This is a genomic window from Rhizobium indicum (assembly GCF_005862305.2).
In the GTDB taxonomy this organism is placed as follows: Bacteria; Pseudomonadota; Alphaproteobacteria; order Rhizobiales; family Rhizobiaceae; genus Rhizobium; species Rhizobium indicum.
In genome coordinates this window covers 657,024-680,015 of sequence record NZ_CP054022.1, presented here as the reverse complement: position 1 = coordinate 680,015, position 22,992 = coordinate 657,024, and the positions used below count along the sequence as shown (strand labels likewise).

Here is a 22,992-nt window from a genome sequence, read left to right as displayed (position 1 = left end):
CCTAGTATCCATGGGCGCGCATCCGATCGATGTACCAGCTGGCGAACTTGTCGAGGTTCGTCTCGGAAAAGCGGGAGTAGGGGCCAGGCTGATAGGCCGGGTCGAGAGTGCCTGCATGGGAGCGTGCCACGAGATCGGCGTCCTGGTCCGTCGTCGCAACCCAGACATCCGTCAGCTTGTCGAGATCGTAATCCACGCCTTCGACGGCGTCCTTGTGGACCAGCCACTTGGTTCTGACCAGCGTCTTGCCCGCCGAGAGCGGGATGACGGTTGCCACCACGGCATGGTCGCCCATGAAGTGGTTCCAGCTGTTGTGGCCCCAAAGATGCGTGTCGCCGAGATCCTTGCGGGTCATATGCCCAAGAAGCTTGGAAGATGCGGCGGTGGCATCGTGGGTCTGGGATTCACCGGCGCCTGCGATGATCAGCCGCTGGGTGCGGAAATTGGTGGCGCAGTCGGCGAGCTGCTCGACGGCCGCCGATGGAAAGCCGTCGGACTCCCAGGCCTTCGTGCGCTCTTCATACAGCCTCAAATGCTCCTCGGCCTGTTCGCGATCCTCCGGGCTCAGCGTCTCGGGGTCGAAGCCGAAGTCGAGATCGACGAAGGAGACGCAGAGCTCCGGATGGTTCGCGGAGCAATGGTAGCATTCGCGATTGTTTTCCATCGTGAGCTTCCAGTTGCCGTCCTCGATGACATCCGTTTGGAAGGCAACTTTTGCGTTCCGGATGTCGTAGGGGGCGAGGCGCTCGACCATGGCCTGTTCGAGGATAGCAATGTCCTCGGGCGGATTGTCGGAGAGACAGACATAAATCAGTCCGCCGATCGACTTGAAAGTGACGGGCTTGAGGCTCCGACACTCCTTGTCGAAATCCTTGCCCATGTGAGGCGCGTAGCTGAGCTCACCCGTCAGTTCGTATGTCCAGGTGTGATAGGGACAGACGAGTTTTGAGACGATCGTCTTGCCCGGATCGAGAAGGCGGGAGCCGCGATGGCGGCAGACATTGTGCAGGACGCGAATTTCTCCGTCGTCGTCACGCAGAAGGATCAGGCTCGTCTTGCCGATATCGATCACCGTGGCGTCACCGGGTTCGGGGACATCGCAGTCGAGACCGACACAGATCCAGTGATTGTGGAAGAAGACGTCGATGTCTGCTTCGAACACGTCTTCCCTGACGTAAAGACCGGCCGGCAGGGAGTGACCGTTGGCACGAGCGTCGAGAAGAGCCGAAATGGACGATGGGAGCTTGTTTAGCATCAGAACCTCTTATGCGAGAGTTTCCCCAGATTGCCCTTGCAGTTCCGATGTTTCAACGGCATAAAAAATTAGGTTCGCATAAGTTTTTATCATGCGTTGAGGGGTTCTGTGATGCACTTTAGAAGACGGATCCCGTCGTTGACGGCACTGGTGACCCTGGAGGCGGTGCTCAGAAAGAAGAGCTTCACCACGGCTGCGACCGAGTTGGGTGTCACCCAGGCGGCGGTCAGCAGGCAGATTGCATTGCTGGAGGAGGAGTTCGGCCAGCCCTTATTCGTGCGCAAGCATCGAGCGATCGAGCCGACGGCGGCATGCATCAACCTCGGAGCCACGCTGGCCAAGAGCTTTGCCGATATTGCCGAGAGCGTGGAAGCGCTCCAGTCGCGCAGCCAGGACGTGTTGACCATAGGGGCGACCGTTGCATTCTCTTCTTTCTGGCTGCTGCCGCGGCTGGCAGAGTTTCGCCGTGCAAACCCCGGCATCCCGGTGCGGGTGATATCCCAGGACAGCCCGATCGCTCTCGATGACGGAGAAGTCGACGTGGCAATTCGATATGGTGTGCCTCCCTTCAGCGATAGCACCGTCATCGCCTCGCACGGCGACGTCATCTGCCCCGTCTGCTCTCCCGACTATCTCAAGCGTCGCGGAGATGGCGCGCTCGGCTCCGCCGACGAATTCATCGAGACGGACGTTCTCGATCGTTCCTGGTATAGCTGGGCGCAGTGGTTTTCGCTCACCGGCGCCAACATCGAGGTAAAGCCGTCGCTTCGGTTCAACCACTATACCGAAACCATCGCAGCCGCGCGCGCAGGGCAAGGGATTGCATTGGGATGGCGTATGCTGGTGGGCACCTTTCTGGAGGATGGAACCCTGGTGCAGGTCGACGGCGGCGAGCTTGCCGCGGAGGATCGTTACAATGTGATCGTGCCCGTCAAAGCCAAGCGAAGCAACGCACGCGACCTTGCCGCCGCTTGGCTGACGGCATCACTGCACGGGTGATCGAAGCGTAGTCACAAACCCAGCCCCACGGTTGCCGTTCGGTGAACGCCTTTAGGGACGAAGGCGAAGCGATCCGCCAGTCCCAGGAAATCGGCCGCCAGGTGAATGACGGAAAGCCACATTTCCGTTCCCTGCAAGCTCGGTTCAGCACCATCGGCAAACGGGAACCCTTCGCCATCCCGCCATCTATCCAACGCCCTCGATATGACCTTGCGGGCGATCGCCTCGCCGTCGGCCCGCCTGTAGTCGGTCTGCCGGGCAATCAGCAGCAGAGGATGAATCGTATCGAGCAGGTTGCACGCATTGTATTTTGCTGCAACGAAGCCTTTGTGGTTGCGATAGTTGAGATGAACCGTTTCAAGCGAGGCGTGCGGGTGGGGAAGTGCCACGCCGAACTGGGCGTAGGTGCCGCGCGTCAGGCGATAAAAGCCGTTCACCGGTTGAAGCCATCCTTCCGCCGCGGTCGGTTCACCCCACAGCCCCGAAACGCTGTTGGCATTGCGGCTCAGCCACTCGAAGAGCGCCTGCCGTGAATGCCTGATGCCGAAATACTCCGCATTGAAGTACATGGCAGTTCCGATCGCATCGACCACGCTTCCGGCGTGCCATGCCCGGGTCGACCAGGGCAGGGCGCTCAGCCATTCATCCAGCTCCCCGGCGCCGAGCTCGACCGCATGGACCGGTTGGCGTGGACCGGAACCAAGCAGTTCAAGCGCATAGCCAACCGCAAGGACGTTATAGAGCGCCTTTGAATCATCCTTCAATGCCCTCCCGTGCTCTCGCGCATGCTCTTCCGGGAAAAGGCCGGTCTCTTGGTCCTGAAGGCCTTGGAGACGCTCGACTGTCTCCGCCGCATCGAGATCGGGCGGCAGGTGGCCGAAGCCGGCAGCGATCTCGATTGCATCGCAGAGATGCCGGATCGCGGGTCTCCGGATGCCGTCCGCTTCCAGCGATTCATAGGATCCTTGCGTTTTCCAGCGCGCAAGAATATCAGGCCATTGGTCTTTCGCCTTCCGACCGAGCCTGACCAATTGATCTTCAATGTCGCCAGTGCCGGATTTCTTGGGTGCCGAGCCTCGGCTCCGCAGCACCCGGGCGGGTACTCCACCGGCAATCGCCATGGCGGGAATGTCTCCCGTGACCACCGCTCCGGCGGCGATCACCGCACCGTTTCCAATCGTGGCGCCATCGAGGATCACGCAATTGGCGCCGATCCAGACATCGTCGCCGATCACGATGCCGATGCTGACGACGCCCTGGCGGTGTATAGGAATGGTCGGATCGTCGAAGCCATGATTGAAGCCGACGATCGAGGCATGCGAAGCAATCCGCACGCCATGACCGCACGTCACCGTGCCGGAAACACAGGCATAGGGATTGATGGTGCAATCGTTGCCGAGGATCACATGGCCGCGAACGAGCGCGTGCCCGGCGATCCACGACCGCTCGCCCATCGTCAGGCTTTCGGTGAAGACTGCGGCATTCTCGGCGATGTAGGACGTCTCGGCCAGCTCCGCACCGCATGATCGCCTGAGTTCCGCCTTGCGGGCGAGGTGAGTGGGATGACGGAGGTCCGACGCAATGTGTTCCCAGGTCAGGTATTGAAGCCTGCGGGCTTCCTTCTCTTCGCTCACTGACGATTGCGGGCTATTGACGTGATCCATTCTGCTCCTCATTCCCGGGTTCAACCGCCGAATAATCGTCTGCCTTCAGCGATCAATTGCCTCGCTTCATCAGACGGCCTGATTCGTCCAAAAAGCCGCAATTTGTCGGGGGCTGCTGGCCTTACTACCTAGGAAGAAATCGATCGAAATTCCATCGGTCTCGTTTGCATCGAAGGAGTTCGCTGCCTTGTTATCGCTGAACGGCACCTTAACCTTCAATGGCCCTTATGTATCTTTGAACAGACCCTTCCACGACACGTGAGCCATCTGTTTTGATCGTTCTCCCCGTGAATGCACCGTAAATCGACTCAAATCGATATGGCCGTACGGCCTCCGATATGCCTTCCACAGTTCTGGCGTTGAGCGGAATGAGGTTCGGATAGCTGCGCATGAAGCTCACATACTGACGATCCAGCGTGACTTGCATCGTGTCGCCCACGAACAGAGCGCCCCGTCCAGCTTCCAGCCAGGGACAGTGAAGCACCGAACTGCCAGCGAAATGCCCACCGCAACGAATTACGGTCGCCGGACCGACTTGCAGAGTTTCACCCTTCCAAAGGCGAAGTGCCGGACCAGGTCTCTGTACCCATTCGCCGTCATCGGCGTGGAGATAGATCGGCACGTCGCCACAGGCTGTGCTCCACTCGACCATCGAAGAATAGAAGTGTGGGTGTGAAATTGCGATCGCCGTAAGACCGCCCATCGCAGCAATTTGGGCCGCACTCGCCTCGTCAACGAGGCTGAGGCAATCCCAAAGAATGTTGCCATCCGGTCCCTCGATGAGGAAGGCGCGCTGGTCAATTGCGAAGGCAGGTGAGATCTGCAGGCTGTGAACACCCTGCGCTTCTTGGTTCCAGATCACACTGTGTGTCCGGCTGATTGCCGCCATATCCGTCCACCTTTGCCCCGACTGGGGCACGAACTGACGGTCGTCCTCGCAGACCGGGCAGGCTCGCGGCGGCTCAGATCTCTCGCTGAACTGAGCGCCGCAGGCGGCACAGATAAAACAAGTCATGCTCAAATCCTCAACAGGTTTGGGTGTGCCTCCGCACAGCAAAACATGCAGCAGATGTCGAATGTTCCCAATTGCATTGTTCCCATCATGTAGTGTTGCGACATGGGAGATTGGAAGGTGCCAGTGAGGCTAGCCCGCGGCCGTGCATGCAGTCGCCGCCGGTCTTGGGACGACGGGGCCTCAAGCCGATTGAAATGGGTGAGGCGCACGGAAGCCAGGCTAAAACGTTGTCGCTGACGTAACGGAAGAATCGGACTCGCGGAATGAGCATAGCCGCCCTTATGGCTTATCGAGTGCGGCCTGTTCGATCGCCGGCACTCCTGACGTGGCAAGATAGGCGCCACTTAGCATCACGACGATCTGCAAAGACGTCACATGCCACGCACCGATCATCGACGACGTGCTGAGCCATCTGGAAACCTTGAGGCGAGTTATGCCGCGCTCAGAAGTTCAGCGCTGACCGGCATGCCCATATGAAAGCCCTGGACGCGGTCGATGCGAAGATCCTTGAGAAGGGAAAACTGTGCTGCAGTTTCGACGCCTTCCACCAGGATCGTATTCCCACGATTGCGGATGAGAGCAATCATGTCCTGAAGCATCATCAGACCGCGTGGGTTCGAGCAGTCGTGCAGGAAGGTTCTATCGACCTTGACCGTCTGAAACTCGATCGCCCTCAGCCAAGAGAGGCCCGCGAAGCCGCAGCCGAAGTCGTCAAGCCAGATTTCGACGCCGAGTGCCCGCAGATCGGCGATGCATTTCAGCACCTCCGCCTGCATATCCATGTCCAGGCCCTCGGTGACTTCCAAGGCCAGTCGCGACCCGCAGACCCCGCACCGAGCAAGGATATCAGCGACACTGGCAGCAAAGCCGGGGGAACGCAGTTGTATCGGCGACACGTTGACGCTGACGGTCGCCATGCGATCGGTCATCAGTATATCCCGGCATGCCGTCTCGATCGCCCACCTGCCCAGTTCGAGGATAGCGCCACTTCGTTCCGCAACGGGAATGAATGTCTTCGGCGAAACCGCGGTGCCGTCCGGCATCCTGAGGCGCATCAAAGCCTCGACAGCTCTTGCTTTCCCGTTCGTCACGTCGAAGATCGGTTGGTACACGAGCGAGACCAGTTTGCGATCGATGGCGGCCGCCAGCAGCGGGACGAGTTTACCAGCATGGTCGTCGGGGCGAGGCAAAAACGGATCAAAACTGCGAATGCAGTTTCGGCCACTTGCTTTGGCATTGTAGAGAGCGAGGTCGGCTTCACGTACTAATCGTTCAACTTTCTCTCCCACTTTCTCGCGGGTGACGGCGACGCCGATGCTGACGGTTACGATCGACATATCATCTGGTCGCTCGTCGTGATCAATCGCAAGGGACTCGACTTCCATTCTGATCTTCTCGGCGAGAGTCATCGCGACCTTGGGGAGGGCAGACGGCATGACCACGATAAACTCCTCGCCACCATACCTGCCGATCATGCCATCGGACCAGCCTACAACCGCCTTCAGCGCATTGGCGATGACAGTCAGGCATCGGTCTCCTTCCTGATGTCCGTAGCGATCATTGAAGCGCTTGAAAAAGTCGACGTCGATGAGGAACACGGAGAAGTCGCGGCGTTCGTCTTTCCAGGCGGCCCAGCATTCGTCGAGCCGCCGATCCAGCGCGCGTCTGTTGCCGATGCCTGTCAGGTAGTCAGTATGAGAAAGCTCGAGCAGTGACCTTCCGCGCTCGGACGCTTCCCAGTGCTGGTGGCGAGCCTCCGCCGCGTTCAACAACACGTTTCGACGCTCCACGTTCAATCGCCAATTGACGAAAGACGTGAAGGCAAAGCACGAAATGTAGAACATCCCGAAGGCAAGCTTGTAGGTTTGGCTTGAAGGAAAAAATTCCACTATCGTAATGAAAAATGCGCATAGAACGAGGCCCGAGGTGATCACCGAAAGCCGAAACGGGAAACTGAAAAACAGGTTGGCGCCCATCATGAAGATGGCGCCGAATATCATGTAGTATGACATGGCGGTGACGTCGCGGGTGGCAATCGCCGGGTAAAGCCAGCCTACATAGCCCACAAGCAGAGCAGCGGCGCATGTGATGTCAAGCCAGACGGTTTTCGCATTGGCCAGTCGCAGAATTTCGAACGCCAGCAGCGCGATCGTTGCAACGACGAATCGCGCGGCGATCGTCATAGGGGCAACATCGGGGATCAGCCATCGGTCGGGAAGTGCAAAGGCCACATAAACGGCAACCGCCATCCAAAGACCTTGCCGTGAGCTCCGCCTCCGGACAGCATCATTTTCAGTTTTCAGAGATTTGAGAGCCTCGGCGAATGAAAAGCTGGCGGTAGATTCGTCACTCTGGACATTAGTGCAAGCCGCGATCATGCAACGACGCCGGCCTGACAGCCATCTAAAGTATGTTGAAAAGTAAGCCATACTTCGGCGCCCTCCAAAATCGCGTTCGGCGACCTGCAACCGGTTTGTCTTATTGCTTAGCTTTGTTAGAGGGGTAGCATCTGACCCGCAAGAGTAGAATTACCCTTATCCCGTGTGGATTCTAGTCGCATCCTATTTCGAGGTTGATTATGCTTAACGCTATATCAAGGGGATCTCGAAATGGCACAAAGCCTGGTCTTGGACGGTGAAAGTCTTGTTGCGCCCGGCGAAATTCGTCGGGTGGCAAGGAGGGTTGCTGCCCCAGATCCCGGCCACCTGATCGTTGCCAGAGCCGAGCTTGCCCTCAGCCTTGACGTGTCGATCCGTCAGTTCAAGTCCGGCGTCGAGCCCAATGCGATCATCGAGCGTCTTGCCGAGGCCTTGCACCAGATACGGCGGCGCTTTCATCCGGAGGTGTGGGACGTCATCGTTCCGATCGCGCAATCCCATCCCGTTGCTCACTATCTTCATCAAGATCCATTGACCCGCTGGTCGTTCGAAAAACCGCGCGGCTATTCTGGCGACGCACGCCTTCTCGACTTCATATACGGCCGACCTGAAATCGAGGACGCCGTCTTGTCCGCGAGCAACTTGGGACGTTCGATCTACGCCTACACTCGAAATGCTTCGTCATCCGTCGCGGTGAGGGAGCGTCGAGACATTCTGGCTCGCCGCGTTGACGAAATCGCTTCGACCCGGGCTGGTTCCACCGAAGTTCTCGCCATCGCCGCCGGGCATCTTCGTGAGGGGCCTTTGTCGAGCGCTCTCAGCGCCGGCGCGATCAGACGCTGGGTGGCTTTGGATCAAGACCCGATAAGCGTTGGAACCGTCGCCCGCGATTTCGCCGGCACGTCCGTCGAGGCCGTGAACGGGTCGGTCAAATCCCTGCTCGGTGGGAGGCACGCGCTGGGAATGTTCGATTTCGTCTATGCCGCGGGTCTCTATGATTATTTGCCGGACGCGGTAGCCGTAAGGCTGGCCAGGAAGTGCGTCAGCATGCTGAAGCCTGGCGGCACATTCCTATTCGCCAACTTCTCCCCGGAGACCGACGTCGATGGCTATATGGAGACATTTATGAACTGGGCGCTGCTGTTGCGGTCAGAGCGAGAGATGGGCTTGATCGCCAGTGAAAGCGTGACCGGGGCGGATGTGAAGGTGTCTGTTTGGCCCGGCTCAAACCGCAGCATTGTCTACTGTGAAATTCAAAAACCGCATTAGGCCGCACGTCTGCCGTCCGATCCGGTAGTCTTTGGGTAGTCCGTTAGTTCAAAATCCGGGAGCGACCCTGTCAGAGGCTGCATGAGAAAAGGGCGTGGCTGCTCTCCGCCACGGCCTTTGAGCTGTTTATCGGCCGGGGCAAATGAGACGGCCCATGGCTGTGTCCAGTGTGGTCGTGCCCTTCACCGGCTCGCCCTCGAACCGGATCCAGCCTTCGTTGAAGCCATCGATCATACGCATCCGCGGGAGGGGGTTCTGCATGCCCTGATCGGTGAAAATCTGCTCCCAGGTGTCGCGGGCGACCGGCTCCGCCCGGACGGGTTTGCCGAGGATGGATGATAGGACAGCGGCGATATCGTTGGGCGTGACGCCCTCTGGCCCCATCAACTCGACGACCTGTTTGCCCACCCACTCGTGCTGCAGCAGTTCTGCCGCCTTGGCTGCGACGTCGAGGACAGAAACCATCGGATAGGGCTGATCGAGCGGCTGCAGGAAACTCGAGAAGACACAGGTCTCGCGCGCCGGCGCGATATCCCAGGCCGTGTTCTCCATGAACCAGCCGGCACGCAGAAAGGCGATTGGCATTGGCAAGGCAGATAACGTCTGTTCGACGAGACCAAGCTGGCTCAAGAGGTTAGGTTCTCTGGCCTGCGCGCCGATGGTGGAGAGGCAAACGACCTTGGCGGGACGAGACGAAAGAAGCGCGGTCTTCAGGGCCGCAATTACAGCGCGCACTTCCATAAAGCCAGGGGTCGGATCGAAGGTCGGCGGGATCAGTAGAAAGACGCCGTCGGCGCCGGCGAAAGCCTTGGTGAGCGCATCGGCGTCGGTCATCTCGGCCAAGGCCAGTTCCGCTCCTTTGTCCTTCCATTCCGCTGCTTTCTCCGCATTGCGCGCGACGGCGCGTATCGGCACCCCTGCCTTCAGCAGACGCGCGGCGACAATGCCTCCGACTTGGCCTGTTACTCCGGTGATCACAAACATGGTTAGACTCCTTCGCTTCCTGCACCGCCAGCAGGTTGGCGGTTTGTTATGCTTATCATGTCCTTTGGCAGCATTTGACTGAAGCGCGCTTCTGTCACATGATTGGTGACTAAAAATCACGGATGCCCGATGTTTGACGGACGATTATTGAATGGCGTGAGCGTACTGGCCGCCGTTATCGAGAGCGGAAGTTTCGCGCGGGCGGCGGAGCTAATGGGACTATCGGCGTCGGGTGTCAGCCGCGCCATTTCCCGACTGGAGGGGCGGATCGGTCTGCGGCTGCTCGACCGGACAACACGCACGATGCGGCTCACCGATGACGGCGCGCGGTTCTACGAACAGGTGGCCCCACTCTTGAGCGGCATCGAAGAGGCTGCGCAGACAGCTGTTGGCGCCAGACAGGCGGTGCGTGGCCGACTGCGAGTCAATGTCGACCCATATTTCTCACGCCTTGTGCTCGGCCCGCGGCTCGGCGCCTTCCTCGACCGTTACCCGGATATCCAGATCGAGGTCATCACCCGCAACGAGATCGGCGATCTTGTTACTGATGGCATGGACGTCGCTGTGCGCTTTGGCGAGCCTGCACAACGGTCGCTTATTTCGCGCCTGTTGATGCAGACACGCGTGATCACGATTGCGGCTCCCGCTTATATCGAGCGACATGGTCGGCCGGGCCGTCCACAGGATTTGAGCGAGCATACCTGTATCCAGTTCCAGGACCCGCTGACTGCAAGGCCTTTCGAATGGGAGCTTCGGCGGGGTGAAGAGGTCGTCTCGATCGAGACCCGCAGCCGGATTTTAGTCAACGATGCCGGCACGACCTTGGCGACCTGCCTTGCGGGGATAGGCATCGCGCAAGTCTTCTCACTCGGGATGGCGGATTATCTGAACAATGGGCAGCTCGTGAACCTCTTTCCCGACTGGTCGGACGAGACATTCCCGCTCTACGCCTTCTATCCCTCGCGTCAGCATGTTCCGGCTAAGGTCAGGGCCTTTATAGATTTCTGCGTCGAGATCATCGAATAGACGGAGGCGCCCGTCGAGCGCCTCTGCTGGCTTAAGCCGGCCGCGGTTTTCTAGTGCTGGAAATTTATCGTCTATGGGGTTCTTTCATGGTTGGGAGGAAGGCGAATTGATATCTCCGGCCATAAGGCCCTTGTCAGATTCGCTCTATGCGGACCGGATACGCGCCGCGCACCAGCAACGGCTCGAAGCCATTGTCGAAGCGGCCGAGCCGGATCAGCCCGTCCCAGCGGTAATCCGCGTAGAACAGGGCCAGGTTACCCCACGGTTTGAAGTAGCAAAGGTCGCCCGGCTGCTCGTTTCCGAAAGCACCGTTGCCTTCTTCGGTCAGCTTGCGCGGCAGATGGACGATCTTTTCGTTCCTACCATAGTCCTCGATCGTGAGGTTTAAGGGCAGCATGGAAACGAGATCGCGCGCCGTCGGATTGTCGAAGAGTGTCGCGGTCAGGGTTAGCTTGTTGAAGCCTATCCTGATCCTGACGTCTGTCACTTCGGGATACGCCGGGCCGCGCTCGTCCTGCCCGTGCGCCACGGGAGGGAGAGCGGCGGCCGCCAAGGTTCCGCCCAGCACCGCGCGACGGCTCATGAACGTGGATGTCATCGACATAGCGCGCCTCGCGTCAGACAGGTTGAGCCGTGGGCCGGAACAGGATTTCGTTGATGTCGACATCGTCTGGTTCGTTCACCGCGAAGGCGACCGTTCGGGCGAACGTGTCCGCGCTGACGGCGATCTTGCTGACGAACTCCTTGGCGCCCGCCTGGATGTCCTTTTCGCTGATATGTTCGAGGAGTTCGGTGCTCACTGCGCCGGGTGAAATGATCGTGGTGCGGATATTGTACGGCTTCACTTCCTTCCGCAGCCCCTCCGAGAGGGCACGCACGGCGAATTTCGTCGCGCAGTAGACGGCGGCACCCGGATCGACCACATGACCGTAGACGGAGGACACGTTGATGATGTGCCCCGACTTCTGCGCCTTCATGTGCGGAAGCGCTGCTGCGATGCCGTAGAGCACCCCTTTGATGTTCACGTCGATCATGCGATCCCACTCGTCAACTTTGAGCCGTTCGAGCGGCGCAAGTGGCATCAAGCCGGCGTTGTTCAGCATCACGTCGATGCGACCAAACGCGTTGACGGCCGTGTCGACGAGCGTCTTGACCTGAAGTTGGTCCGTGACGTCGGTTTGGACTGCCTTGGTTCTATAGCCCTTGGCGGCCAACTCCTCAGCCAGCTTAGCGATGCGGTCGCCACGCCGCGCGCCGAGGACGACGGACGCGCCACGCTCAGCAAGATGACGCGCGGTGGCTTCGCCAAGCCCGCTGCTTGCCCCGGTGATGACGACCACTTTGTTTTCAATTCCTTGGGACATGATGATCTCCTGTTTTGAGGTTTCTGAAGGTTCAGGAACGGCGACCGGCGAGCGCGGCAAGGACAGCCGAACCGGCGAGAAGGCAGGCGGCCAGAAGGAAGGTGCTCCACCATCCCGCCGTGTCGAACAGCATGCCGCCAGTGAAAGCGCCGCCGGCAATGGCAAGTTGGATCAGCGCCACTTGCAGCCCACCTGCCGCTTCCAACTCACCGGGGACGATAGCGGCCATCCATGTGTTCCAGGCGACCGGAAGCGGCGTCGAGAAAAATCCCCACATGACGAGCAGGGATGCGGTAACCGCCGCGAACGGCCCGAGAGCGATCAGCAGCAGGGCAAGGACCGAAAGAGCAGCCGGCAAGCCTACGAGAACGAAGAGGAGGTGGCGCCGGGCGACGAAGCCAATGACGGAGGTTCCGGCCAGTCCACCGACGCCAAGGCCGAGAAGCACCATGGACAGAACATTCAATTCCAGTCCCGTGACGCCTTCGAGGAACGGACGAAGAAAGATAGACAGGGCGTTCTGGCCGATGAAGGCGAGACCGGTCGCCGCCATTCCAATCGCGAATGTGCGATTGCGCAGCAGCCCGAATATTCTGGCCACCGACAGGGTTGATGTCGCCGGCATCCTCGGCAGGACCACCAGTTGCCAGGCGAGCGCTGCTATTCCGATCGGCACCGTGATGAAGAATGTGCCCCGCCATCCGATCAACCCGCCAAGAAAACTCCCGAGCGGCGCGGCAAGGACGAGGGCGAATGCGGTGCCGCCTTGAAGAAGCGCAATGGCCTTGGGCAGATCACGGTCTGAAGCCAGGCGTGCCAGAATAGCCGTCGACAGCGACCAGAAGCCGCCGATCGACACGCCGACCAGGGACCGCCCGACGAGAAAGACGAGGAAGTTGGGTGCGAGGGTAACCGCCAAGCTCGATGCAACAAGAACCGCCGTATAGAGCAGGACGACGGACTTCCGGTCGATCCTCGCCAAGACTGCATTGCCGAAAAGGCTGGTGATGACCGCAAAGACACCCGACACGGTGATCGCCAATCCGGCTTGCCCCTCTGACACAGAGAGGTCCCTGGCGATCGGGGTCAGAAGGCTCACAGGGAGAAATTCCAACCCCACCAGAAGGAACGTGAGAAGCGAGAGGCAGGTCACAGCAGACCATGAGGTCGCCGTGTCGTCCGTCAGTGCGGTCTCATTCAATGTCAGCTCGACGGTCATGCATGCTCTCCTGTCCGTTGCCAAAAAAGATAGCCGGACTGGTTTTGCGCGACTAGAAGCTATAATCTGAATCTGGTGATGAAGGAGATTCAACAATGCGGCGCGACGAGTTCACGGAAATGCGTGCGTTTCTGGAGGTGGCTCAAGAGCGGAGTTTCACGCGCGCTGCATCAAAACTGGGAGTCACGCGCTCGGCGTTGAGCCATACGATCAGCGCGCTCGAGGCACGGCTCGGCGTCCGGCTTCTCTCCCGCACGACGCGTGACGTGGCTCCCACAGCGGCCGGTGCGCGCCTGGTGGAAACTATCCAGCCGCATTTCGAGAGTATCGCTGCCGGGATCAGTGCCCTCGGCGCGCTGCGCGACACGCCTTCGGGCACAGTCCGCCTCGTATGTCCCGATGACGCGGTGGAGCTGGTCTTCCGTTCGAGGCTGCCGGCATTTTTACGGGATTACCCCGATATCACCGTGGAACTCATCGTCGACAACGGTTTCACAAATATCGTGGAGCGCCAATTCGATGCCGGCGTGCGGCTCGGCGAAGCGATTGCGCGCGACATGGTGGCCGTTCGCATTGGCCCCGATATCTCTTACGCCGTGGTCGGATCACCCGGATATTTTGCGGCCCGCACCGTGCCTTCGACCCCGCATGACTTGACGGACCACAATTGCGTCAACCTGCGTCTCCCGACGTCAGGCGCTCTCTATGCCTGGGAGTTTGAAAAGGATGGCCGCGAGTTCAGCGTACGTGTGGAAGGCCAGCTCGTGATGAGCAACATAGGGCCGGCGATCAATGCCGCTCTCGACGGCGCCGGGCTGTCTTATGTGCCGAGAGACCTCGTCCGGCAATATTGTGACAGCGGTCAACTGAATGAAGTGCTGGCCGACTGGGCGCCAACATTCCAAGGATATCATCTCTATTACCCCAGCCGGCGCCATCCATCCCCTGCTTTCTCCGGCTTCGTCGAAGCTTTTCGCTACCGGCATCGGTAACCAACACTCATGTCGGGAAGCTCTGCCGGACAAGGGGGCGCAGCACGCTGCGCCCCTTGCTTATCGAAGGTTGCCGAGGGCTGTTACCGGGCGCTGTCGATGATTGTGCCGCCGTCGGGGGTAAGGCTGTATCCCGTAATGAATTGGGAATCCTCGCTGGCCAGGAACAGCACCACCGGGGCAATGTCGTCTTCCGGCGAGCCGAAACGAGCGAGCGCGTTGGTCGGGGGAGGGATATCCTTTTTCTCGGCGCCCCAGGTGTCCGCGATCGGCAGAACGTTGTTCACGGTGATGTTGTCGGCACCCCATTCGCGTGCCGCCGTGCGAGTCAGCGCACGTACCGCCTCCTTGGCCATGTTGTACGGACCGTAACCAGCCAACCCCACGGTGCCGGCCATCGAACCGAAATTGATGATCCGCCCGTCTCCGCCTTCTCTCAGGTGAGGATAACAAGCCTGCATGAAGCGCAGATACGCGATCGGCCCGGTGTCGAAGTTCCGTTGCAATTGCTCGACCGAAAGGTCGATGACCGACGACGAGACCGCAGAACCATCGAAAGCATTGTTCACGAGAATGTCGATGCGGCCATATGTTGCGACAACCTTGTCCACCGCGGCCGTGATTTGAATGGCTTCAGCGACGTCGCAGACGACGCCGAGCGCGGTGCCGCCCGCGTCGACGATATCATCGACAACGCGTTCGACGCCTTCGGATGTCCGCGAAAGAACTGCGACCTTCGCGCCTTCGGCCGCAAACAGCTTTGCGGTGGCGCGGCCAATGCCGCGGCTTGCGCCAGTGATAACGGCAATTTTTCCATTGAGTCGACCCATGTGTATCTCCATTTGATAAGGCTTAGTAATCATCGAGGTGTCAGAGGGCAGCGGCCTGGACGTAAGGCGAAGGGACGTCGCGGACGTCGTTCTGCGTCATGAATGAGGTGATCAGCAGCGCCAGGCCGATCGCCGCTGGCAGAGCGCCGACAGGTTTTCGAACGCCGATATGGGCGAGGCCCGACAGCAGCAGATGAAAGAAGATACCTGCATAGGCGAGATCGCTGAGCGGCACGCTGACGCGCGAAAGGATTGCGATCGGGCCGAAGACCTTAACAATGATCATGAACGGAACGAGGCTGTTCGCGCTGTATCCGAGTTCCGTCAGCGCTTCACGAACCCACTGTTTCCTTGTGGCGTACATGTAGGCTGAAGCGAGATAGAGCGCGGATAGAAGTGCCGTGCTGATCCAGTATCCGTAAAATTCAAGCATAGTTCATCCCTGTCGCTGCCCAGGCAGCAACATTCCTCTCGTCGAGTCTGTCGGTTTCTATGTGAGGGGCGCTCCTTTTACTGCGTCCCTGATGCACGGATGGAAAATGTCGTCTAAGGTCTATCTTTGCAAGTAGGATGAATTACTTGCAGCTAGTATGGAAAACCAGACCATGGCCGATGGCGAAATCAATATGCATGAGGAGATGCGTCGCGCATTCGCGCTGCTCTCCGGCAAATGGAAGCTGGAAATCATGTGGCTGCTCCATCAGCGGATCCACCGGTTTGGCGAACTGAGAAAGGCTATTCCCGGCATTACCCAACACATGCTGACGGCGCAACTCCGCGAGCTCGAAGCAGACGGGCTCGTGTCCCGCACCATCTTTGCGGAGGTTCCTCCGCGCGTCGAATACGAGATCACCCAAAAAGCGCGGGGCCTCGGTCCCACCATGGAAGCGTTGACGACATGGTGGAATGAGTACGGGAAGAGTGTGCCGGTGAAACCGAGCGCACGCGGTCGGAAAGCGAGAGATGGCTGAACTGCCTGTGGGTCGATTGATCATAGTGGCGCGATAGCCGATAGCAATGACGATATCGCAGTCCGTCCGGCGGCTACTCACCGGCAGTTCGTCATCTCAAGGATCACATTCACGAAAAACTCGAACCGGACTTGTTCCAGCCTTCCTTGACCGTTTCCATCGCGACATTCGTCGATGTGTTGGCAACGTGGGGCAGTGTCGAGATGCGCTCGCCGAGGACACGGCGGTAGCGGCCGATATCGCGCGTGCGGATCTTCAAGAGATAGTCGAACCTGCCGGCGATCATATGGCACTCTTCGACTTCGCTGATCTTCTTGATGGCATCGTTGAAACTTTTCAGCGCGTCCTCGCGGGTATCGGAAAGCTTCACCTCGACGAAAGCAATATGGTCGAGCTGCATTTTCGACGGATTGAGAACGGCCTTGAAGCCTTCGATATATCCTTCGCTGATCAGCCTTTTGAAGCGGATCTGGCATGGCGTCTTCGACAATCCGACACGCGCGGCGAGATCTGTGATCGACAGCCTTCCGTCCTCGGCGAGCGCGGCGAGGATCTTTCTGTCGAACTGGTCCAATTCACTAAAGATGTCGGTTTCAGTAGCCATTTGAACTCTCTCGGGCGGATTAATAAGTTCATACAGCCTGGAAACTGTTGAAATCAAGTGAGATTGCGATTTGCGGCTGTGGTAGGTTGTAGGCCGGGCAGAAGAGTGCTGAAATCGGTATCGCCGCCGCGCTCAACACGGGGAGCATTCATGCAGAATAAAGAAGCGGATGACGATCGGACGCCGGATTTGCTCGCGCACTACCGGCCGCTGGCGATCAGGGCCGTGGCCGCGGCGCTCACCCTCAAGCGCGACAGACCGGAGGCGCGCCCGCTGCGAGAGACGGAATATTCCGGCCCCGCCTGCACGGACGATGCACAGTGGGACGATGAGCCCGGCATCTCGTTCATCCGTTAAACCAGATATCGATTGATAGGTACTTTCATGTTGAACGCAGCGATCGACCCCGCCCCCTCCAATGATCCGGCTGATGGCGCGCCATTCTCTGCCTTTGCCCCGCCGATCCGGCCGCAATCCGAACTTCGCCAGGCCATCACGGCAGCCTATCGCCGGCCGGAAACCGAATGCCTGCCGCCGCTCGTTGCAGCAGCGCGCGTCTCCGAGGCAAAACGCTATGACATTCGCAGCACGGCCCGCAGCCTGATCGAGGCGTTGCGCGCCAAGCACAAGGGGACCGGTGTCGAAGGGCTGGTGCAGGAATACTCGCTTTCCAGCCAGGAAGGCGTGGCGCTCATGTGCCTCGCCGAAGCGCTGCTGCGCATTCCGGATACCGAAACCCGGGACGCGCTGATCCGCGACAAGATTGCCGAGGGCAACTGGACCTCCCATATCGGCGGCGGAAAATCCATGTTCGTCAACGCCGCCACCTGGGGGCTCGTCGTTACCGGCAAGCTGACGTCGACGGTCAACGATCGGAGCCTTTCGGCAGCGCTGACGCGGCTGATCGCGCGCGCCGGCGAGCCGGTCATCCGTCGCGGCGTCGATATGGCGATGCGGATGATGGGCGAGCAGTTCGTCACCGGTGAAACGATCGCGGAGGCGCTGAAACGCGCCCGGCCGCTGGAAGCACGCGGCTTCCGTTATTCCTACGACATGCTCGGCGAGGCCGCGACGACGGGCGCCGACGCCGAGCGTTATTACCGGGATTACGAAAAGGCGATCCACGCCATCGGCAAGGCGTCGGACGGGCGCGGCATCTATGACGGTCCGGGCATATCGATCAAGCTTTCGGCCCTGCATCCGCGTTACGTAAGGTCGCAGGCCGGCCGGGTGATGAGCGAGCTGCTTCCGAAGGTCAAGGCGCTGGCCGTTCTCGCCAAGACCTATGATATCGGCCTCAATATCGACGCCGAGGAGGCCGATCGGCTGGAGCTTTCGCTCGACCTCCTCGAGGAGCTTTGCTTTGCCCCTGATCTCGCCGGATGGAATGGGCTGGGCTTCGTTGTGCAGGCCTATGGCAAGCGCTGCCCATTCGTCCTCGACTATATCATCGATCTCGCACGCCGCTCCGGGCGCCGGGTCATGGTCCGTCTCGTCAAGGGCGCCTATTGGGATGCGGAGATCAAGCGTGCCCAGCTGGACGGGCTCGACGACTATCCGGTCTATACCCGCAAGATCTACACCGATGTCGCCTACGTCGCCTGCGCGCGCAAGCTGCTCGATGCTCCGGATGCGATCTTCCCGCAATTTGCCACCCATAATGCCCAGACGCTCGCCACGATCTATCGTCTGGCGGGTCCTGATTTCACCGTCGGCAAATACGAGTTCCAATGCCTGCACGGCATGGGCGAACCGCTCTACGACGAGGTTGTCGGGAAGGAAAAACTGGACCGGCCATGCCGCATTTATGCGCCTGTGGGAACGCATGAGACGCTGCTCGCCTATCTAGTTCGGCGTCTTCTGGAAAATGGCGCCAATTCCTCCTTCGTGCACCGCATTTCCGATCCGAATGTCTCGGTCGAGGCGCTGATTGCCGATCCCGCCGAAAACGTCGCAGCCATGCCTGTCGTTGGCGCCCCCCACGCGCAGATCGCCTCGCCGAAGGCTCTTTACGGCAACGCCCGGGCCAATTCCGAAGGTCTCGATCTCTCGAACGAAGCCACCCTTTCGGATTTGGCTGAGGCGCTCATCTCCGCGGCTGCTGCCCCGTGGCATGCGCTTCCCCTCCTTGCCGACGGCTCTACGGAGGGGGTGACGCGCGATGTTCTCAATCCTGCCGATCACCGGGATGTCGTCGGCACAGTGACCGAGGTGAAGGTCGAGGAGGCTGCGCGCATCGTTCGCATGGCGGCCGAGCACGCGCCGCAATGGGCCGCCGTGCCGCCGGCCGAGCGTGCCGCCTGCCTGGAGCGGGCGGCCGACATCATGCAGGCCCGCATCAAGGTGCTGATGGGCATCGTCATGCGCGAGGCCGGCAAATCCGCGGCCAACGCCGTCGGCGAAGTGCGTGAGGCGATCGACTTCCTGCGCTATTACGCCGAGCAGGCCCGCAAGACCCTCGGCCCCTCGCATGCGCCCCTCGGCCCGATCGTCTGCATCAGCCCGTGGAATTTCCCGCTGGCGATTTTCACCGGACAGGTCGCCGCAGCCTTGGTGGCAGGTAATCCCGTGCTTGCCAAACCTGCCGGCGTCACGCCGATCATCGCTTCGGAGAGCGTCAAGATCCTCCACGAGGCGGGCGTGCCTGTCGGTGCCCTGCAGTTCGTGCCCGGCAGCGGCCGTCTCGGCGCCGGCATGGTCGGGGCGGAGGAGACGGCAGGCGTCATGTTTACCGGGTCGACCGAAGTTGCCCGGATGATCCAGGCGCAGCTGGCGGAACGGCTGTCGGCAAGCGGCAAGCCAATTCCGCTGATTGCCGAAACCGGCGGCCAGAACGGCATGATCGTCGACTCCTCGGCTTTGGCCGAGCAGGTGGTGGCCGACGTCATTGCCTCTGCTTTCGACAGCGCCGGTCAGCGCTGCTCGGCCCTCAGGGTTCTCTGCCTTCAGGACGATGTCGCCGATAGGACCCTCAACATGCTGAAGGGCGCCTTCCGCGAGCTGACGATCGGCCGAACCGATCGGCTGAGCATCGATGTCGGCCCGGTCATAAACGACAGCGCCAAGACGGAGATCGACCAGCATATCGAGCATATGCGCGGCTTGGGCCGCAAGGTGGATCAGCTGCAGTTGCCGGAAAGTACTGCGGCGGGGACCTTCGTTCCGCCGACGATCATCGAAATCAAGTCGCTGTCGGACCTGACGAGGGAGGTCTTCGGACCGGTCCTGCATGTCGTCCGTTTCAAGCGAAACGGCCTCGACCGGCTGATCGACGACATCAACGCATCGGGTTACGGCCTCACATTCGGCCTTCACACCCGGCTCGATGAAACGATCGCGCATGTGACCAGCCGCATCAAGGCCGGCAACCTCTATGTCAACCGGAACATCATCGGCGCGGTCGTCGGCGTGCAGCCTTTCGGCGGCCGCGGCCTGTCGGGCACCGGTCCGAAAGCCGGCGGTCCGCTCTATATCGGCCGGCTGGTGCAACGTGCGCCCGTGCCGCCGCAGCAGGATTCCATTCATACGGACCTTGCCCTTCGTGACTACATCGTCTGGCTCGACAAGAAGGGCCTGTCGGGTGAGGGGGAAGCGGCGCGTGGATATGCGAGCCGTTCGGCGCTCGGGCTCGAACGCGAACTCACCGGTCCGGTGGGCGAGCTCAATCTCTACGCGCTCCATCCCCGCGGCCGTATTCTCGTCGTGCCGCAGACGGAGGGCGGGCTTCATCGCCAGATCGCCGCAGCCCTATCGACCGGCAATCACATCGTCGTGGACTCGGGTTCGTTATCGAGGTCAGTCCTGGCGGATCTTCCGGCGGCTGTCGCCGGCCGGATTTCCTGGACCTTGGACTGGGAAAAGGACGGGCCGTTCTCCGGTGCCCTCGTCGAAGGGGATCGCGACAGGGTTCTGGCCGTCAATCAGAAGATTGCTCACCTGCCCGGTCCGCTTCTGCTGGTCCAGGCCGCAACGACCGAAGAATTGGCGAGCGATCCCGAGGCCTATTGCCTGAATTGGCTGCTGGAGGAGGTGTCGACCTCGATCAACACCGCAGCTGCCGGCGGAAATGCAAGCCTTATGGCCATCGGCTGAGTGACAAGACGAGGGCGCAGAAAATGTGCTCTCGTTGGCATGCATGCGCCCTTGATCGTCGGGAAGGGTGGCCGAAAGCCGGCCCATCCAATGGGTTTGCCCAAGCCTGAGAAAACCGCGGTCTTTCATGAGCAGCATAAGCGTCCGCATTCCCCCCGGCAGCTCGGCCGCCTCCGCGGTCTCCCGTGCGGTGCAGCCCTGTCCGGGGCGAAATCAGGCAGGTCTGTTGGTATTCATGCCGCCGCGTGCCATCCATCGAGGATATGGCGGTGGCCTTCGCGATAGACTGCTTCCGGTGTCTCGGAGAAGTCGCGCCAGACCTTTGTCGCGGCGGCGAGCTCCTTGAGCGCCCGACCGAAGGCCTCGATTGTCAGCCACCCGTCGTAGCCGCTCGCGCGTAGCGCCTTGAACGTCTCCGCCCACGGAATGTTGCCCCGCCCCGGTACGCCGCGGTCGTTCTCCGAAATGTGGACATGCACGATGCGGTCACTGTTTCGCGTGAACGCGCCGATGGGATCGGCTTCTTCGATATTGCTGTGGAACGTGTCGTACATGGCGCGGATACGCGGATGTCCGACCGCGTCGATATGGGCCGCAAGATCGTCCATCGTGTTGAACAGGTAGCATTCGAAGCGGTTCAGCGCCTCAAGCCCGATCGTGATGCCGTGCTTTTCTGCATGGTCGCCGATCGCCCGTTGCGAGGAAACCGAACGCTTCAGTTCCGCCGCGCTCGGCCCGCTTCCAGAGAACTTTCCGAGCGTCGAATGTAGCGGGCCGCTGAGCAACGTCGCGCCCAGCGCATCGCTGCAGTCGATGGCCCATTTCATGTAGTCGATGCCGCGCCTGCGGGTCGCGGCGTCGGCGGCGATCAGGTTCATCTGCGGATCGCCCATGGCGGAAACGGCGGTCCGTTCCAGGCCGATCCGGTCAAGCATGTCTGCCAGCCGATGGTAGTCGTCGGGTGTGCCCGAAAAGATCGGGATCTCGACGCCGTCAAACCCCGTGTCCTTGATATCGCGTAACAGTGCCTCGTGTTTCCGGCCGACACTTGTCGTCCAGAGAAACATGCACATGCCGATCTTCATCTCCCCTCCACTTGGCCTGCGGCCACTCCGAGATGGTTTCAACGTCCTATCATTTTTCCAGATCTGGTCATACCAAATCTTGGAATCTGGTCAAGCCAGTTTATTACAAGCTTGGGGTGCCGGATTCGCGCCTAAGCGAGAAAATCAGTATTAAATATCGACCGCCTAAAGAAATATCGACCTTTTGGCCCCGTCTTGCAGAGGGTTAAGAATTGAGCTAGAGCTTTCAAATAACGAGAATTGGCCAAACCAGATTGCCGAAGGTGGCGAGAGTGGCCAACCATAACATGACCTTTTGCCGCCCGATTGGCGGTGGACCGTGCTGCAACTGTCTGGGAGGACCTCATGCATCTTTCGACACATAACTGGATGCGGGCCGAACCGCTCGCCGTTACGCTGAAGCGCATCAGGAAATATGGCTACGAAAGCATCGAGATATCTGGGGAGCCGGCGCAGTACGACATCAAGGAGACGCGCGCGCTGCTGAAAGAGCATGGCATCCGCTGCTGGGGCGCCGTTACGCTGACGCTCGGCGAACGCAATCTTGCCGCCAAGGATGAAGGCCAGCGCGCCAGGTCAGTGGACTATGTCAAGGGCGTCATCACCATGGTCAGCGAACTCGATGGCGAGATCGTCACCCTCGTGCCGGCCACCGTCGGCAAGGTGGTGCCGGATGGCACCGAGGAGGAAGAGTGGACATGGGTGGTGGACGCTACCAAGGAGTGTTTTGCCCATGCCCAGAAGAGGGGCGTGCGCATTGCCGTCGAGCCGCTCAACCGTTTCGAGACCTATTTCTTCAACCGTGCCGCCCAAGCGCTGGCGCTCGCCGATGCCGTCAGCCCCGAATGCGGGGTTTGCCTTGATGCCTTCCACCTGAACATCGAGGAGGAAGACATGTATGAAGCGATCCGGCTCGCTGGAAAGCGCCTGTTCGATTTCCACGTCGCCGATAACAATCGTTTTGCCGCCGGCCTCGGCCAGCTCGACTGGCCGAAGATCATCGGCACGCTGAAGGAGATCGGGTACGACGGCGCCGTCACCAACGAATTCGTCGCTCCGGTCGACCGCACGCCGGCCTCAAAATATCCGGACATGGTCGAGCGTAACCCCGTCGATATTCCCCCGGAGCAACTGAAATTTATCCAGGACCACGGCTCGAGCCTTCTCACTGAGAAGTTCTACGACGATCAGATGCGGATCACTGCCGAGACGATCCTGCCGCTGATCAGGTAACGAACGGAAGAC

20 protein-coding genes are annotated in these 22,992 nt (G+C 60.1%); 8 read left to right on the top strand and 12 right to left on the bottom strand.

Going from position 1 to position 22,992, the window contains the following annotated elements; all coding sequences use genetic code 11:
* Position 1: 1 nt before the first annotated feature.
* Positions 2 to 1,255 carry an aromatic ring-hydroxylating oxygenase subunit alpha gene (locus FFM53_RS27535; RefSeq protein ID WP_138388640.1) on the bottom strand — a complete coding sequence of 418 codons (1,254 nt, stop codon included), beginning with the start codon at positions 1,253 to 1,255 and terminating at the stop codon, positions 2 to 4.
* A 111-nt stretch (positions 1,256 to 1,366) separates the two neighbouring features.
* Here FFM53_RS27535 and FFM53_RS27530 point away from each other — a divergent pair, with 111 nt between their 5' ends.
* The gene (locus FFM53_RS27530; protein ID WP_138388641.1) at positions 1,367 to 2,254 is read left to right on the top strand and encodes a LysR substrate-binding domain-containing protein; all 888 of its coding nucleotides are present in this window, start codon (positions 1,367 to 1,369) and stop codon (positions 2,252 to 2,254) included.
* A gap of 11 nt (positions 2,255 to 2,265) precedes the next feature.
* Here FFM53_RS27530 and FFM53_RS27525 read toward each other — a convergent pair whose 3' ends face one another.
* The 3 genes from FFM53_RS27525 to FFM53_RS27515 all read right to left on the bottom strand — a co-directional run bounded on the left by FFM53_RS27525 (position 2,266) and on the right by FFM53_RS27515 (position 7,362).
* On the bottom strand, positions 2,266 to 3,918 hold the full coding sequence (locus tag FFM53_RS27525; RefSeq protein ID WP_138388642.1) for an acyltransferase: 1,653 nt from the start codon (positions 3,916 to 3,918) through the stop codon (positions 2,266 to 2,268).
* A gap of 208 nt (positions 3,919 to 4,126) precedes the next feature.
* Complete coding sequence (locus FFM53_RS27520) at positions 4,127 to 4,933, bottom strand: MBL fold metallo-hydrolase (protein ID WP_138388643.1); 807 nt, start codon at positions 4,931 to 4,933, stop codon at positions 4,127 to 4,129.
* 431 nt (positions 4,934 to 5,364) lie between these two features.
* Positions 5,365 to 7,362, bottom strand: coding sequence for a putative bifunctional diguanylate cyclase/phosphodiesterase (locus FFM53_RS27515; RefSeq protein WP_138388644.1), 1,998 nt, complete (start codon positions 7,360 to 7,362; stop codon positions 5,365 to 5,367).
* A 180-nt stretch (positions 7,363 to 7,542) separates the two neighbouring features.
* On the opposite strand from FFM53_RS27515, the gene FFM53_RS27510 reads away from it, so the two are divergent.
* On the top strand, positions 7,543 to 8,580 hold the full coding sequence (locus tag FFM53_RS27510) for a class I SAM-dependent methyltransferase (protein ID WP_138388645.1): 1,038 nt from the start codon (positions 7,543 to 7,545) through the stop codon (positions 8,578 to 8,580).
* A gap of 126 nt (positions 8,581 to 8,706) precedes the next feature.
* Here the strand turns inward: FFM53_RS27510 and FFM53_RS27505 are convergent, their stop codons facing one another.
* The gene (locus FFM53_RS27505; RefSeq protein ID WP_138388646.1) at positions 8,707 to 9,564 is read right to left on the bottom strand and encodes an NmrA family NAD(P)-binding protein; all 858 of its coding nucleotides are present in this window, start codon (positions 9,562 to 9,564) and stop codon (positions 8,707 to 8,709) included.
* Between the two features lie 129 nt (positions 9,565 to 9,693).
* Here FFM53_RS27505 and FFM53_RS27500 point away from each other — a divergent pair, with 129 nt between their 5' ends.
* Positions 9,694 to 10,590, top strand: coding sequence for a LysR family transcriptional regulator (locus FFM53_RS27500; RefSeq protein ID WP_138388647.1), 897 nt, complete (start codon positions 9,694 to 9,696; stop codon positions 10,588 to 10,590).
* A 133-nt stretch (positions 10,591 to 10,723) separates the two neighbouring features.
* Here FFM53_RS27500 and FFM53_RS27495 read toward each other — a convergent pair whose 3' ends face one another.
* Genes FFM53_RS27495 through FFM53_RS27485 form a run of 3 tightly spaced genes read right to left on the bottom strand, consistent with a single transcriptional unit; the run spans position 10,724 to position 13,173 of the window.
* Complete coding sequence (locus FFM53_RS27495) at positions 10,724 to 11,194, bottom strand: cyclophilin-like fold protein (protein WP_138388648.1); 471 nt, start codon at positions 11,192 to 11,194, stop codon at positions 10,724 to 10,726.
* Between the two features lie 13 nt (positions 11,195 to 11,207).
* Positions 11,208 to 11,954: an SDR family oxidoreductase gene (locus tag FFM53_RS27490; RefSeq protein ID WP_138388649.1), complete on the bottom strand. Its 747-nt coding sequence runs from the start codon at positions 11,952 to 11,954 to the stop codon at positions 11,208 to 11,210.
* A gap of 31 nt (positions 11,955 to 11,985) precedes the next feature.
* Positions 11,986 to 13,173, bottom strand: coding sequence for an MFS transporter (locus FFM53_RS27485; RefSeq protein WP_138388650.1), 1,188 nt, complete (start codon positions 13,171 to 13,173; stop codon positions 11,986 to 11,988).
* Between the two features lie 95 nt (positions 13,174 to 13,268).
* On the opposite strand from FFM53_RS27485, the gene FFM53_RS27480 reads away from it, so the two are divergent.
* Entirely contained in the window at positions 13,269 to 14,165 is an 897-nt protein-coding gene (locus FFM53_RS27480) for a LysR family transcriptional regulator (protein ID WP_138388651.1), read from the top strand.
* An 83-nt stretch (positions 14,166 to 14,248) separates the two neighbouring features.
* Here FFM53_RS27480 and FFM53_RS27475 read toward each other — a convergent pair whose 3' ends face one another.
* Together FFM53_RS27475 and FFM53_RS27470 are read right to left on the bottom strand one after the other, a co-directional pair.
* A complete protein-coding gene (locus FFM53_RS27475; RefSeq protein WP_138388652.1) occupies positions 14,249 to 14,995 on the bottom strand; it encodes an SDR family NAD(P)-dependent oxidoreductase in 747 nt (248 codons plus the stop codon).
* A 40-nt stretch (positions 14,996 to 15,035) separates the two neighbouring features.
* A complete protein-coding gene (locus FFM53_RS27470; protein WP_105008942.1) occupies positions 15,036 to 15,428 on the bottom strand; it encodes a DoxX family protein in 393 nt (130 codons plus the stop codon).
* 157 nt (positions 15,429 to 15,585) lie between these two features.
* On the opposite strand from FFM53_RS27470, the gene FFM53_RS27465 reads away from it, so the two are divergent.
* Positions 15,586 to 15,966, top strand: a complete 381-nt coding sequence (locus tag FFM53_RS27465) for a winged helix-turn-helix transcriptional regulator (RefSeq protein ID WP_138388653.1) — start codon at positions 15,586 to 15,588, stop codon at positions 15,964 to 15,966.
* Positions 15,967 to 16,075: 109 nt separating this feature from the next.
* On the opposite strand, the gene FFM53_RS27460 is transcribed toward FFM53_RS27465, so the two are convergent.
* On the bottom strand, positions 16,076 to 16,570 hold the full coding sequence (locus tag FFM53_RS27460) for an Lrp/AsnC family transcriptional regulator (RefSeq protein ID WP_138388654.1): 495 nt from the start codon (positions 16,568 to 16,570) through the stop codon (positions 16,076 to 16,078).
* Between the two features lie 150 nt (positions 16,571 to 16,720).
* On the opposite strand from FFM53_RS27460, the gene FFM53_RS27455 reads away from it, so the two are divergent.
* Both FFM53_RS27455 and putA read left to right on the top strand, forming a co-directional pair.
* Positions 16,721 to 16,927: a hypothetical protein gene (locus FFM53_RS27455; RefSeq protein WP_138388655.1), complete on the top strand. Its 207-nt coding sequence runs from the start codon at positions 16,721 to 16,723 to the stop codon at positions 16,925 to 16,927.
* Between the two features lie 27 nt (positions 16,928 to 16,954).
* On the top strand, positions 16,955 to 20,662 hold the full coding sequence (gene putA, locus FFM53_RS27450; protein ID WP_138388656.1) for a trifunctional transcriptional regulator/proline dehydrogenase/L-glutamate gamma-semialdehyde dehydrogenase: 3,708 nt from the start codon (positions 16,955 to 16,957) through the stop codon (positions 20,660 to 20,662).
* A 233-nt stretch (positions 20,663 to 20,895) separates the two neighbouring features.
* On the opposite strand, the gene FFM53_RS27445 is transcribed toward putA, so the two are convergent.
* Positions 20,896 to 21,747 carry a sugar phosphate isomerase/epimerase family protein gene (locus FFM53_RS27445; RefSeq protein ID WP_138388657.1) on the bottom strand — a complete coding sequence of 284 codons (852 nt, stop codon included), beginning with the start codon at positions 21,745 to 21,747 and terminating at the stop codon, positions 20,896 to 20,898.
* Positions 21,748 to 22,092: 345 nt separating this feature from the next.
* Here FFM53_RS27445 and FFM53_RS27440 point away from each other — a divergent pair, with 345 nt between their 5' ends.
* Positions 22,093 to 22,980 (top strand): sugar phosphate isomerase/epimerase family protein, encoded by an 888-nt coding sequence (locus FFM53_RS27440; protein ID WP_138388658.1) that lies wholly within the window; start codon positions 22,093 to 22,095, stop codon positions 22,978 to 22,980.
* Positions 22,981 to 22,992 lie beyond the last annotated feature (12 nt).

Excerpts from the sequence above, each read along its gene's own strand:
- FFM53_RS27530 (WP_138388641.1), top strand. The coding sequence starts at position 1,367 with ATGCACTTTAGAAGACGGATCCCGTCGTTGACGGCACTGGTGACCCTG.
- FFM53_RS27480 (WP_138388651.1), top strand. The coding sequence starts at position 13,269 with ATGCGGCGCGACGAGTTCACGGAAATGCGTGCGTTTCTGGAGGTGGCT.
- FFM53_RS27505 (WP_138388646.1), bottom strand. The coding sequence starts at position 9,564 with ATGTTTGTGATCACCGGAGTAACAGGCCAAGTCGGAGGCATTGTCGCC.
- FFM53_RS27525 (WP_138388642.1), bottom strand. The coding sequence starts at position 3,918 with ATGGATCACGTCAATAGCCCGCAATCGTCAGTGAGCGAAGAGAAGGAA.
- FFM53_RS27495 (WP_138388648.1), bottom strand. The coding sequence starts at position 11,194 with ATGTCGATGACATCCACGTTCATGAGCCGTCGCGCGGTGCTGGGCGGA.
- FFM53_RS27465 (WP_138388653.1), top strand. The coding sequence starts at position 15,586 with ATGGAAAACCAGACCATGGCCGATGGCGAAATCAATATGCATGAGGAG.
- FFM53_RS27535 (WP_138388640.1), bottom strand. The coding sequence starts at position 1,255 with ATGCTAAACAAGCTCCCATCGTCCATTTCGGCTCTTCTCGACGCTCGT.
- FFM53_RS27520 (WP_138388643.1), bottom strand. The coding sequence starts at position 4,933 with ATGACTTGTTTTATCTGTGCCGCCTGCGGCGCTCAGTTCAGCGAGAGA.
- putA (WP_138388656.1), top strand. The coding sequence starts at position 16,955 with ATGTTGAACGCAGCGATCGACCCCGCCCCCTCCAATGATCCGGCTGAT.
- FFM53_RS27475 (WP_138388652.1), bottom strand. The coding sequence starts at position 14,995 with ATGGGTCGACTCAATGGAAAAATTGCCGTTATCACTGGCGCAAGCCGC.
- FFM53_RS27445 (WP_138388657.1), bottom strand. The coding sequence starts at position 21,747 with ATGAAGATCGGCATGTGCATGTTTCTCTGGACGACAAGTGTCGGCCGG.
- FFM53_RS27515 (WP_138388644.1), bottom strand. The coding sequence starts at position 7,362 with ATGGCTTACTTTTCAACATACTTTAGATGGCTGTCAGGCCGGCGTCGT.
- FFM53_RS27440 (WP_138388658.1), top strand. The coding sequence starts at position 22,093 with ATGCATCTTTCGACACATAACTGGATGCGGGCCGAACCGCTCGCCGTT.
- FFM53_RS27455 (WP_138388655.1), top strand. The coding sequence starts at position 16,721 with ATGCAGAATAAAGAAGCGGATGACGATCGGACGCCGGATTTGCTCGCG.
- FFM53_RS27485 (WP_138388650.1), bottom strand. The coding sequence starts at position 13,173 with ATGACCGTCGAGCTGACATTGAATGAGACCGCACTGACGGACGACACG.
- FFM53_RS27470 (WP_105008942.1), bottom strand. The coding sequence starts at position 15,428 with ATGCTTGAATTTTACGGATACTGGATCAGCACGGCACTTCTATCCGCG.
- FFM53_RS27500 (WP_138388647.1), top strand. The coding sequence starts at position 9,694 with ATGTTTGACGGACGATTATTGAATGGCGTGAGCGTACTGGCCGCCGTT.
- FFM53_RS27490 (WP_138388649.1), bottom strand. The coding sequence starts at position 11,954 with ATGTCCCAAGGAATTGAAAACAAAGTGGTCGTCATCACCGGGGCAAGC.
- FFM53_RS27510 (WP_138388645.1), top strand. The coding sequence starts at position 7,543 with ATGGCACAAAGCCTGGTCTTGGACGGTGAAAGTCTTGTTGCGCCCGGC.
- FFM53_RS27460 (WP_138388654.1), bottom strand. The coding sequence starts at position 16,570 with ATGGCTACTGAAACCGACATCTTTAGTGAATTGGACCAGTTCGACAGA.